The organism is Rhizobium sp. N731, from assembly GCF_001664145.1.
Classification (GTDB): domain Bacteria; phylum Pseudomonadota; class Alphaproteobacteria; order Rhizobiales; family Rhizobiaceae; genus Rhizobium; species Rhizobium esperanzae.
The window spans coordinates 1,377,804-1,389,711 of the sequence record NZ_CP013601.1; the positions used below are offsets into that span (position 1 = coordinate 1,377,804).

Annotated in this window: 8 protein-coding genes and 1 tRNA gene; 4 read left to right on the forward strand and 5 right to left on the reverse strand. The window is 61.1% G+C overall.

Features of this window, described 5'->3' with window-relative positions; all coding sequences use genetic code 11:
• Positions 1 to 107: 107 nt before the first annotated feature.
• The 4 genes from iolE to AMK02_RS06880 form a co-directional block, all read right to left on the reverse strand.
• Entirely contained in the window at positions 108 to 1,025 is a 918-nt protein-coding gene (gene iolE, locus AMK02_RS06865) for a myo-inosose-2 dehydratase (RefSeq protein ID WP_064801445.1), read from the reverse strand.
• Positions 1,026 to 1,092: 67 nt separating this feature from the next.
• Positions 1,093 to 2,943, reverse strand: coding sequence for a 3D-(3,5/4)-trihydroxycyclohexane-1,2-dione acylhydrolase (decyclizing) (iolD, locus tag AMK02_RS06870; RefSeq protein ID WP_064801447.1), 1,851 nt, complete (start codon positions 2,941 to 2,943; stop codon positions 1,093 to 1,095).
• Between the two features lie 204 nt (positions 2,944 to 3,147).
• Positions 3,148 to 5,082: a bifunctional 5-dehydro-2-deoxygluconokinase/5-dehydro-2-deoxyphosphogluconate aldolase gene (locus AMK02_RS06875; RefSeq protein ID WP_064801449.1), complete on the reverse strand. Its 1,935-nt coding sequence runs from the start codon at positions 5,080 to 5,082 to the stop codon at positions 3,148 to 3,150.
• A 91-nt stretch (positions 5,083 to 5,173) separates the two neighbouring features.
• A complete protein-coding gene (locus AMK02_RS06880) occupies positions 5,174 to 6,049 on the reverse strand; it encodes a MurR/RpiR family transcriptional regulator (RefSeq protein WP_064801451.1) in 876 nt (291 codons plus the stop codon).
• A 209-nt stretch (positions 6,050 to 6,258) separates the two neighbouring features.
• Between AMK02_RS06880 and AMK02_RS06885 the strand changes: the two genes are divergently transcribed.
• The 4 genes from AMK02_RS06885 (at position 6,259) to AMK02_RS06900 (ending at position 10,655) form a co-directional block, all read left to right on the forward strand.
• Positions 6,259 to 7,374, forward strand: coding sequence for a Gfo/Idh/MocA family protein (locus tag AMK02_RS06885; RefSeq protein WP_064801453.1), 1,116 nt, complete (start codon positions 6,259 to 6,261; stop codon positions 7,372 to 7,374).
• 87 nt (positions 7,375 to 7,461) lie between these two features.
• On the forward strand, positions 7,462 to 8,679 hold the full coding sequence (locus tag AMK02_RS06890; protein WP_064801455.1) for an NAD(P)/FAD-dependent oxidoreductase: 1,218 nt from the start codon (positions 7,462 to 7,464) through the stop codon (positions 8,677 to 8,679).
• A 192-nt stretch (positions 8,680 to 8,871) separates the two neighbouring features.
• Positions 8,872 to 8,962 (forward strand) — tRNA-Ser (locus AMK02_RS06895).
• 667 nt (positions 8,963 to 9,629) lie between these two features.
• A complete protein-coding gene (locus AMK02_RS06900; RefSeq protein WP_064801457.1) occupies positions 9,630 to 10,655 on the forward strand; it encodes a porin in 1,026 nt (341 codons plus the stop codon).
• Positions 10,656 to 10,808: 153 nt separating this feature from the next.
• Here AMK02_RS06900 and gmd read toward each other — a convergent pair whose 3' ends face one another.
• Positions 10,809 to 11,900, reverse strand: coding sequence for a GDP-mannose 4,6-dehydratase (gmd, locus tag AMK02_RS06905; RefSeq protein ID WP_064801459.1), 1,092 nt, complete (start codon positions 11,898 to 11,900; stop codon positions 10,809 to 10,811).
• Positions 11,901 to 11,908: the final 8 nt, after the last annotated feature.

Below are 11,908 nucleotides of genomic sequence, written 5' to 3' on the forward strand. Positions count from 1 at the left end.
CCGTGCCGTCTCCATTCCCCCTTCTCCCCATCGGGGAGAAGGTGCCCGAAGGGCGGATGAGGGGGCGCCTTGCCCCCGCCCCCTGGCGGGGGAGGGCCTTCGTCGCGTTACCCCTTCGGGAAACCTTCCGTTTCCACAGTATAACCAGCCGCGGTCATGACGCGCATCAGTTCGGCATGGCCAATCTCGGCCATCTTCTGCGGCGGCGCCTTGCGCGGATCCTGTTCGGCCTCGACGACGAACCAGCCTTCATAGCCATGGTCGGCGAAGCGCTGGACGATGGCGCCGAAATCGAGCGAGCCGTCGCCCGGCACGGTGAACGCGCCAAGCGCCACGGCGTCGAGGAAGGATTGCCGGCTGCGGTCGAGCCCATCCACCACGGATTGGCGAATATCCTTGACGTGGACGTGGTTGATGCGGGCGTGATGATTGTCGATGGCGCGCAGCACTTCGCCGCCGGCAAAGGCCAGATGCCCGGCGTCGAGCAGCAGCGGAATACCTTCGCCCGAATTGCGCATGAAGGTGTCGAGTTCCGGCTCGGTTTCGACCACCGCCGCCATGTGGTGGTGGTAGGAGAGCGGCATGCCCTGGTCGGCGCACCATTCGCCGAATTCGGTGACGCGGCGCGCATAGGCCTTCATCTCGTCTTCGGCGAGGCGCGGCTTGGTCGCGAGCGGCTTGGAGCGGTCGCCCTGGATGGAGCGGCCCACTTCGCCATAGACGATGCAGGGCGCATTGACCGCCTTGAAAAGCTCGATCATCGGCGCGATGCGGTCCTTGTTGGCCGCCAGTTCCTCATTGACAAGCGTGCCGGAGAACCAGCCGCCGCATAGCGTCACGTCGGCAGCGCGCAGGATCGGCAGCATCTCTTCCGGGTTGCTCGGGAAACGGCGCCCTTGCTCCATGCCGGTGAAACCGGCGCTGCGCGACTGCCGCAGGCATTCTTCGAGCGACACATCGTCGCTAAGCTCAGGAAGGTCGTCGTTCCACCATGCGATGGGCGACATGCCGAGTTTGGCCTTCATCAATATTCTCCTTAAAGACATTGCGGAGGAGCGGGTCCGCTCCTCCGGAAAAATGGGGCTAACCTGTTCAGCCGATGCGCTGGGAGCCGCGGGCTTCGACATAACCCTTGCGCGCCTTGTTGACCTCTTCGCGCGGGCTGACTTCCGGCACCGCGACATCCCACCAGTGGCCGCCGGCCTCAGTGGTGATCAAGGGATCGGTGTCGATGACGAAGACGGACGTGCGATCGTTCTTCTTCGAATCGACGATCGCCTGCTCGAGTTCGGCGATGGAACTGACCTTGACGGCTATGGCGCCCATGCTTTCGGCGTGTGCGCGGAAATCGATCTCCGGCATCACCTCGTGATAGGAGTCCTTGAGCAGATTGTTGAAGTTGGCGCCGCCGGTGCCCATCTGCAACCGGTTGATGCAGCCATAACCGCGATTGTCGAGCATGACGATATTGATCTTGAGGCCGAGCATGACCGAGGTCGCGATCTCGGAGTTCATCATCATGTAGGAACCGTCACCGACCATAACGACGACATCGCGTTCGGGGCGCGCCATCTTGGCGCCGAGCCCGCCAGCGATCTCGTAGCCCATGCAGGAGAAGCCGTATTCCATATGATAGCTGCCGGGCGCCGTCGCCGGCCAGAGCTTGTGCAGCTCGCCGGGGAGACCGCCTGCGGCGCAAAGCACCGTCGTGTTCTCACCGCCGAGCGTGCGCGCCACCGCGCCGATCACCTGCGCATCGGAGGGCAGGGCGGTGTTGGTCGCCGCCATAGCCTTGGTGGCAGCCTCCATCCAGATCTTCTTTTCCGCCGTTGCCTTCTCGGCAAGTGCCGCCGGCGCCTTCCAGCCGGAAAGGCCTGCCGAAAGCGCCTTCAGCCCTTCGCGCGCATCGGCCACCACAGGGTGGCTGTCGTGCTTCACCGCGTCATAGGCGGCGATGTTGAGGCCGATCATCTTCAGGCTGTCGTTCTTGAAGAGCGCCCAGGAGCCGGTCGTGAAATCCTGGCAGCGCGTGCCGACGGCGATGACGAGATCCGTCTCTTCGGCGATCGCGTTCGCCGCCGAGGTGCCGGTGACGCCGACCGAGCCGAGTGCCAGCGGATGGGTCTCGTTGATCGACGACTTGCCGGCCTGGGTGACGACGACGGGGATGGCATGGGTTTCGGCGAAGGCCGCGAGTTCCCTCGTTGCCTGCGAATAAAGCACGCCGCCGCCGGCGACGATCACCGGCTTCTCAGACGCCTTGATCAGCGCGATGGCATTTGCCAGCTCGTCCGCATCCGGCTGCGGCCGGCGGCTCGCCCAGACTTTTTCTTCGAACAGGCTTTCCGGATAATCGAAGGCCTCGGCCTGAACGTCCTGGCAGAGCGACAGCGTCACCGGCCCGCAATCGAGCGGATCGGTCAGCACCTGCATGGCCCGCTTCAGCGCCGTGATGATCTGCTCCGGCCGGGTGATTCGGTCGAAATAGCGCGAAACCGGGCGGAAGGCATCATTGGCGGAAACCGTGCCGTCGCCGAAATCCTCGATCTGCTGCAGCACCGGATCCGGCGCGCGGTTGGCGAAGACGTCGCCTGGGAGGAAGAGAACGGGAATGCGGTTGACATGCGCGACGCCTGCGGCTGTCACCATGTTCAGCGCGCCGGGGCCGATCGAGGTGGTGCAAGCCATGAATCGCGTGCGGAAATTCGCCTTGGCATAGGCAATCGCGGCATGCGCCATGCCCTGTTCATTGTGGGCTCGATAGGTCGTCAGTTCTCCACGCACCTGGTAGAGCGCCTCGCCGACACCGGCGACATTGCCGTGACCGAAGATCGCCCAGACGCCACCGAAGATCGGCACCTTTTTGCCGTCGACAACAGTCATCTGTACTTTCAGGAAATGCGCGACAGCCTGCGCCATCGTCAACCGTATCGTCTTGCCCATCGGGGCCTCCCGAACTTTTAACTCTTTGTCTGGTTTCCCCTCCCCAACTCTCCCCACAAGCGGGAGGGGCCAACCTGCCGTGCCGTTTCACGCCTATTGCAGCGCTTCTTCCAGCAGGACGGTTGCCGCCTGGTTCGAGGCGGCGCCTCAGGTTAAGTCCCTCCCCCTCGTGGGGAGGGGTTGGGGAGGGGTCTAAATTTTATGCTACCGAAGCCCACGCGTCTTAAGCCAGGCCTCTGTTAATTGCCGGAAGCGGTCGGCCATGTCGGCGATCGCCTCCTCGTCGTTCATGTTGCCCGAGAGCCAGGCGCGCGCCGGATCGGCAAAGATCGTCCGTCCGACGGCGAAGCCCTTCACCGAGGGAGCCGCCAGCGTCGCCTCGAAACAGGAGATCAGTTCCTCTGCGGGCGCTTCGAGCCCGAGAAGCACGATACCACGGCACCATGGATCATTTTTGGCGATCACCGCATCGATCTTCTTCCAGGCTTCGCGGGAGGCCTGCGGTTCCAGTTTCCACCAGTCCGGCTTGATGCCGAGCGCGTAGAGCTCCTCCAGCGCGGTCGCGATCGTATCGTCGGTGAGCGGTCCGTTCTTGCCGGCGATAATTTCCACCAGGAGCTCGCGACCGACCTTGCGCGCGGCCTCGAACAGCGTGCGCAGCTTCTCCTGCTGTTCCGTCTTCAATTCGGCCGGATCGTCGGGATGATAGAAGCACAGGCACTTGATGCAATGGCCGAGCGGCCATTCGACAAGCTGTGAGCCGATATCCTGGCTGAATTCGAAGCGCAGCGGCTTCGAGCCCGGCAGTTCGACAGGCCGGCCGATCCAGGAGAAATTCTTGGTCGCCGCGTCGAAGAACGCGTCGCGACCGAAACGCTCGTCGATCAGCATGCCGTAGCCGTCGCGGCCGTTCGAAACGCGCGCTGCCGCCTCGACCGCCAGCCGCTTGAAGGCGACGATCTTGTCATGGCCGACGCTGAGTTCATCAGCGACGCTGACAAGCTGCGAGCGGTGGTCGATCGCCAGCGCCATCAGCAGCGGGATTTCGCCGCGCCGCGTCGATGCCCAGTGAATATGATTGATCGCCTCGTCCTTGCGCAGCGCCCGATGTTTGCTGCCGGTCTTCAGGAAGAAGTCGAGTTCCGCCCAGGTCGGATATTCCGGCGAGCAGAGCAGGCGGGACACGGCGAAGGCGCCGCAGGCATTGGCCAAGGTGGCGCAGGTCTTCAGCGGCTCGTCGCGCAGGAAGCCGCGCAGGAAACCGGACATGAAGGCGTCACCTGCACCGAGCACATTGAAGACTTCGATCGGGAAGCCCTGGCCGACGATGCCGGCTTCGAGGTCGTCGGCGATCGGCCCGTCATAGACGATGCAGCCCATCGCGCCGCGCTTGAGCACAATCGTCGCCGGCGTCAGCCGCCGGATCTCCTTCAGCGCGCCGAGCACGTCGTCGGCGCCCGACGCGATGAGGATTTCCTCTTCGGTGCCGACGATGAGATCGCAATCGGGCAGCGTTTCCTTCATCTTCGATGAGACGCGGTCGGATTTCACATAGCGTTCGAAGCCTTCCGCATGGCCGGCAAGCCCCCAGAGGTTTGGCCGGTAGTCGATGTCGAAGATCACCTTGCGGCCGTTCTCCTTGGCGATGCGGATTGCCTTGCGTTGCGCGGCTTCGGTGTTGGGCCGCGAGAAATGCGTTCCGGAAACGAGAACGGCGCGCGACGATTTGATGAAGTTTTCGTCGATATCGCCTTCCTCGAGCGCCATGTCGGCGCAGTCGGAGCGATAGAAGATCATCGGCGACACGCCCTCCGCCTCGACCGCCAGCAGCACCAGCGCTGTCAGCCGTTCCTTGTCGGTGACGATGCCGTCCGTCGCCACGCCCTCGCGCGCGGCCTGCTCGCGGATGAAGCGTCCCATCTGCTCGTCGCCGACGCGGGTGATGAGCCCGGACTTGAGGCCGAGCCGCGCCGTGCCGATGGCGATATTGGACGGGCAGCCGCCGACGGATTTGGCGAAGGAGGCGATATCCTCCAGCCGCGAACCGATCTGCTGGCCGTAAAGATCGACCGAGGACCGGCCGATGGTGATTACATCAAGCGCCGGCTCCGGCTGTGAACCCGGATTCGTTTGTACCATGATGTCCTCCCGCTAGATTTTGCGCGGCTTCCAGTGCCTGCGAATGTCGATAATGAAACATTGGTTCCGATATTTTGTCAATTCGGAATGTTTATTCCATTTTCTCTTTTCCAGCTTTGTGATGTTGACGCTTGCGACGCCGCTCGGCGATCGCAACCGGCAGCGCCATGGTGAGCGCCATCGAGGCCGAAAGCGAGCGGAAGCCGGCGAAATCGGCTTCCGCCACCTCGAACCAATGCGTGGCGCAGGCGGCAAGCGGCGAAAAGGCCGAATCGGTGATCGCAATGACCGGGACGCCGCGGTCGGCAAGCTCCTGGCTCTGGCTAAGGCTGTCGGCTGCATAGGGCGAGAAGCTCGCAGCGATCGCCGCATCCCTCGGCGATGCGAACTGCACCATTTCAAGATCGACTCCGTTCGGCGAGGCGACGATCTGGTGGCGGATGTTGAGCTTGGAAAATGCGTAGCTCATATGCGCCGTCAGCGGATAGGAGCGGCGCTTGGCGATCAGATAGATCGTTTCGGCGGCGGCGAGGATATCCACCGCCTTCGTGAATGTCTCGCTCTGCACCGTCGCGGCCAGCCGATTGACCGACTGGTTCGCCGCGGCAATGAATCCGGAGAGTAGATTGGCGTCTTCGTCGTCGCCGCTCGTTTGCTCCAGCGTGACGAGCCGCTCTTCATAGCTCAGCGTTCGGTCGCGCAGCCTTTCACGGAAGATGCTCTGCAGATCGGAAAAGCCGTCATAACCAAGATGATGCGCCAGGCGCACCAGCGTCGACGGCTGGACCTCGGAGGCGGCCGCGATGCTCGCCGTCGTGCCGAAGGCGATCTCGTCGGGATTGCCGAGCGCGAAAGCGGCGACCTGCGCCAGCCGCTTCGGCATGTTCGCCTTGCGCTCGATGATGGTGCTGCGCAGGCTTTCGAAATCGCGCGGCACGCGCGCGTGCCTTTGGGGGTCATTATCCATGCTTGCGGCTCACGGGATGAAACAAATATTCCATATCCCCGAGCATAGACGATTTCAAACGGTGCGCCTAATTGTTTTTAATCGCCTGTAATTGAAGGGTTTTGGACAATCGCACCGAGAGAATGAAGGCCATATGACTGCCAACGGTCTCTTGTCAAAATGATCCAAATATTCCAAAAATCCGCGCACACTTCTGGAGGAGACGGAAAATGAAGCCACTTGGCATCGGTTTGATCGGCACCGGCTATATGGGCAAGTGCCACGCGCTGGCCTGGAATGCGGTAAAGACCGTGTTCGGCGATGTCGAGCGTCCGCGGCTCGTGCACCTGGCTGAAGCCAATGCCGGGCTTGCGGAGGTCCGTGCCGGCGAGTTCGGCTTCGAGAAGGCAACGGCCGACTGGCGGGCGCTGATCGCCGACCCCGAGGTCGACGTCGTTTCCGTCACCACGCCCAACCAGTTCCATGCCGAGATGGCGATTGCAGCCCTGGAAGCCGGCAAGCATGTCTGGTGTGAGAAGCCGATGGCGCCCGCCTACGCCGACGCCGAGCGCATGCTGGCGACGGCGGAACGATCAGGCAAGGTTGCCGCTCTGGGCTATAATTACATTCAGAATCCCGTCATGCGGCACATCAGGACGCTCCTCGGCGACGGCGTCATCGGTACGGTCAATCATGTCCGCGTCGAAATGGACGAGGATTTCATGGCCGATCCCGACGTCTTCTTTTATTGGAAGAGCGAGCTTTCCGCCGGCTATGGTGCGCTTGACGATTTCGCCGTGCACCCGCTGTCGTTGCTCTGGTATCTTTTCGGCCATGTCGAGGCCGTCATAACGGACATGGTGAAGCCCTATGCCGACCGTCCGCTCAGCGAGGGTGGTCGCCGTGCCGTCGAAAATCACGATGCCGCCAACGTGCTGATGCGGCTCGGCGGCGGCATCTCCGCCGTGTTGATGGCGAATCGCGCCGCCTGGGGTCGCAAGGGGCGCATCGCCCTGCAGATTTACGGCTCGAAAGGCTCGATCCTCTACGACCAGGAGCGCATGAACGAGTTTGAACTCTATCAGGCAGAAGGGCCTGGCTCGGAACAGGGCTTCCGCAAGATACTGGCGGCGCCCGCCCATCGGCCTTATGATCGCTTCATTCCGGCGCCCGGCCATGGTCTCGGCTTCAACGATCTGAAGATCATCGAGTGCCGCGAGCTGATCCGGGCAATATCAGGCGAGCCGTCGTCGATCGTGACATTTAAAGACGGTCTCAGGATAGAGAAGTCGGTGCATGCCATGGCACAGTCATTCCACGAGCGTCGCTGGATCGAGATCGGCTGAATGTAAGAAGCCGCTTTCCGTTGACGGCGCATGGGGCAGGGGATAGGCCTTGGCGTAAGTGTCGAGCCTGGTTTTAGGAGTGAGATCGTGACGGATAGAGTGGTGATCATCGGCGCGGGACAGGCGGGTTTCGCCTTGGCGGCCAAACTGCGTGCTTTGAAGGATACGCGCCCGATCACCCTCATCGGCGCCGAGGATGTGGCGCCCTATCAGCGACCGCCGCTTTCGAAGAAATATCTGCTCGGCGAAATGAGCTTCGACCGCCTGCTGTTCCGCCCGGAACACTGGTATGCCGACAACGACGTCGATCTTCGCCTTTCGACCTGGGCCGAGGAGATCAAGCGGGACAGCAAGCAAGTTCTGCTGCAGGACGGCTCCGTTCTCGACTACGGCACCCTGGTGCTCGCCACCGGCTCAACGCCGCGCCGGCTGCCGGCGGCCATCGGCGGCGATCTCGAAGGCGTCTATGTCGCCCGCGACAAGCGCGATGCCGATCTGCTCGCCGATGAAATGCGCCCCGGTCGTCGCGTCCTCATCATCGGCGGCGGTTACATCGGCCTCGAGGCTGCCGCCGTCGCCCGCCATCGTGGTCTCGAAGTCACGGTCATCGAAATGGCCGATCGCATCCTGCAGCGCGTCGCGGCGAAGGAAACGGCCGACCTCATGCGCGCCATCCACGAGAGCCACGACGTGGTGATCCGCGAGAAGACCGGCCTGAAACATCTGATCGGCAAGGATGGCCGGGTCTCCGGCGCCGCCCTTTCCGACGACTCGGTCATCGATGTCGATTTCGTCGTCGTCGGCATCGGCGTCGTGCCGAACGACCAGCTTGCCAAGGAAGCCGGTCTGGAAGTCGCCAACGGCATCCTCGTCGATGAATTCGCCCGCACCTCCGATCCGGCGATCTTTGCTGCCGGCGATTGCGCCGCACTTCCATGGCAGGGTGGGCGCATCAGGCTCGAATCGGTGCAGAACGCCGTCGACCAGGCCGAAGCTGCGGCAGCTCTCATCGCCGGCGGCGACGAGCCTTATGAGCCGAGGCCTTGGTTCTGGTCCGACCAGTACGACGTCAAACTCCAGATCGCCGGTTTCAATCTCGGTTATGACGACACGCTTTTGCGTCCGGGCGCCCGCGAAGGGGCTCATTCGATCTGGTACTTCAGGGAAGGCCAGCTGATCGCTGTCGATGCGATCAATGACGCGAAAGCTTATGTGACCGGCAAGAAGCTGCTGGAATCCGGAGCCAATCCCGATCGAGCGATCCTCGCCGACCCCTCGGCCGATCTGAAGAGCCTGTTGAGCTGAGTCCGCGAGCGCGCGCGCCGTAAGGCGTGTGCGCCTGAAGGATCGATCGGCAGAGCTTTTGGGGGTGGGCGCAGACGAGCGATTGTTCTCGTCCGTCCGTCAAAAGCCAAAACGCCGGCCCCTGCATTTCTTCTGGTGAAAACTCAAAAAACCCTTGCATTCACAGATCGCTCACCCTAGTTAGGCCGCACCGGAGAGGTGGCCGAGTGGTCGAAGGCGCTCCCCTGCTAAGGGAGTATACGTCAAAAGCGTATCGTGGGTTCGAATCCCATCTTCTCCGCCACTTCGATTTCCGCAGCGTATCTCTGGTCTCACTTTCCATTGGCGAATCACAGCCGCTTAGAGCGCCGTACGTCCTGTCGGACGCACGAGGAGGCTCTAACGCTACGAATCTACGCATCATGCTTACGGAAAATCGATTCCGATTTTCGGGCCGATGCGCTGGTCGGCTATCTCTGCCGTCGCGCGAGGTAGAATCGCTTCGCTTCGAAGAGAGAGAATCGCCGGCAGGAATCACGTCCCGCGCTTCTGCGCTCAGGCGGTAGCGAGCGGATCCGTGAACGTGCGGTTACGCTCTCGGGAGCTGCCGTCTTTCCCGCAACTCCCCGAACTTGTCAAAAAAGTGTCGCGAATGCGTCGGAAAGCGACTGTCCAGCTCTTTATCGACTTCGGCTAAGCAGCGGCAAAATCAGGCTTTTCTTAACAAAGCATAAAGGAAATCGGGGCCGGTTGCCCGACTTGTGTCCTTTCGGCAACAGAATGCCGGGAAGGCTCCCGCAAACCACCCATTCGAGTAAGTTGGTGATTGCGTGACGGGCGCCGTCTTGTATTTTCACCCTCGGAAGCAAGGGCGACGGATCGTCCACTTCTTGAAACACGGGGATGGGGCAGGGAACGCTGCTCAGCGAAAGATCTCAAACCCGATCGAAACTTTGAATTGGAGGTCATTTATGAACATCAAGAGCCTTCTTCTCGGCTCCGCTGCTGCTCTCGCAGTAGTTTCCGGTGCTCAGGCTGCTGACGCTATTGTTGCTGCTGAGCCGGAACCGGTTGAATATGTTCGCGTCTGCGACGCTTACGGCACCGGCTACTTCTACATCCCGGGCACGGAAACCTGCCTGAAGATCAACGGCTACATCCGTTTCCAGGTTAACGTTGGCGAAAATGTCGGCGCAACCGACGATCGCGGCAACGACTCGGACTGGGATGCCGTTACTCGCGGTCAGGTTCAGTTCACCGCCAAGAGCGACACCGAGTATGGTCCGCTGACCGGCGTCATCGTCATGCAGTTCAATGCTGACAACGCTTCGGATCAGAACGCTAAGCTCGACTCCGCTTACCTCGACATCGCCGGCTTCCGCGCTGGTCTGTTCTACAGCTGGTGGGACGATGGTCTCTCGGGTGAAACCGACGATATCGGCTCGCCGGTCACGCTGCATAACTCCATCCGTTATCAGTACGAAACCGACGCTTTCTACGCTGGCATCAGCGTCGACGAACTGGAAGACGGCTTCTACAAGACGGACGAAGACCCGAACAACGTCGGCGTTGCAGTCGGTCTCGGCGGCAAGGGTGGTATCTTCAGCTACCAGATCACTGCCGGCTACGACGTCGACAACGAAGAAGGCGCTATCCGCGCAATGGGTACGGTTGACATCGGTCCCGGCACGCTCGGCCTCGCAGCCGTCTACGCCACCGGCCCGAGCTCCTACTACACCGCAGCTGAATGGGCTATCGCTGCCGAATACGCAATCAAGGCAACCGACAAGCTCAAGATCACCCCCGGCGTCCAGTACTACAGCGACTACGGTGTTGACGGCAACGACTTCGCCGACGGCGATGCCTGGAAGGTTGGTCTGACGGTTGATTACCAGATCGTCGACAACTTCTACGCCAAGGCTTCGGTTCAGTACCTCGATCCGGAAGACGGCGACGACTCCACCTCGGGCTACTTCCGCCTGCAGCGTTCGTTCTAATCTAGTTTGACTTCGGTCGATCAGGAAAGCCCGGCTCTCGAGCCGGGCTTTTTGCCTTGTGCAGGGTAGTGTTTGAATCTCGCAGCCCTCGGAAGCGAGACGATCGCATGATCGCGGAGCCCACCATGCCGTGGTGGCCGGCGACAGATCACCTCAGGCATAGGCAAAACCCTTGGTTACGCTCACCGCCGGAACATTTCGTGCCATGACTTTCAGATCTTCGCGGACCATCTCCGTAACCAGCTGATCAAGACTGGTCTCGTGTTTCCAGCCAAGCTTCGTATGCGCCTTCGTCGGATCACCGATCAGAAGGTCAACTTCAGTCGGGCGGAAATAAGCCGGATCGATCTCCACCACGCACCGACCGGATGTCTTGTCATACCCCTTTTCCTCAACTCCGGTCCCACGCCAATCAATCGGCATGCCCACCTTGGCAAAGGCCTTGTCGACAAAGGCACGGACCGAGTGCGTTTCGCCGGTTGCAAGGACATAGTCCTCCGGTTCGTCCTGTTGCAGCATCAGCCACATCCCACGGACATATTCGCGCGCATGTCCCCAGTCGCGCTGTGCATCCAAATTGCCGAGATAGAGCCTTTCCTGCAGTCCAAGATGGATCGCAGCCGCTGCCCGGGTGATTTTACGGGTCACGAATGTTTCGCCGCGAATCGGACTTTCATGATTGAACAAGATGCCGTTCGAGGCGTGCATGCCATATGCCTCGCGATAGTTGACCACGATCCAATAGGCGTAGAGCTTGGCCGCTGCGTAGGGTGATCGAGGGTAGAAAGGCGTCGTTTCGCTTTGCGGAACTTCCTGCACTTTGCCGTAGAGTTCCGAGGTGGACGCTTGATAGAAGCGTGTCTTCTTGGTCAGCCCCAGGAGGCGGATTGCTTCAAGCAGCCGAAGGGTGCCGGTTCCATCGGCGTTGGCCGTATATTCCGGCGTCTCGAAGGAGACTTGAACGTGGCTCTGTGCTGCGAGGTTATAGATCTCATCCGGCTGCGTTTCCTGAACGACACGGATGAGGTTCGTTGAATCGGTCATGTCCCCGAAATGCAAGATGAACCGGGGATTCTCGACATGGGGATCCTCGTATAGGTGCTCGATGCGGCTGGTGTTGAATGACGATGAGCGTCGCTTGAGGCCGTGAACAATATAACCCTTCTCCAAGAGAAACTCGGCCAGGTAAGCACCGTCCTGACCTGTTATACCCGTAATCAGCGCAACCTTGTTTTTATTCTTCACTACGGTCT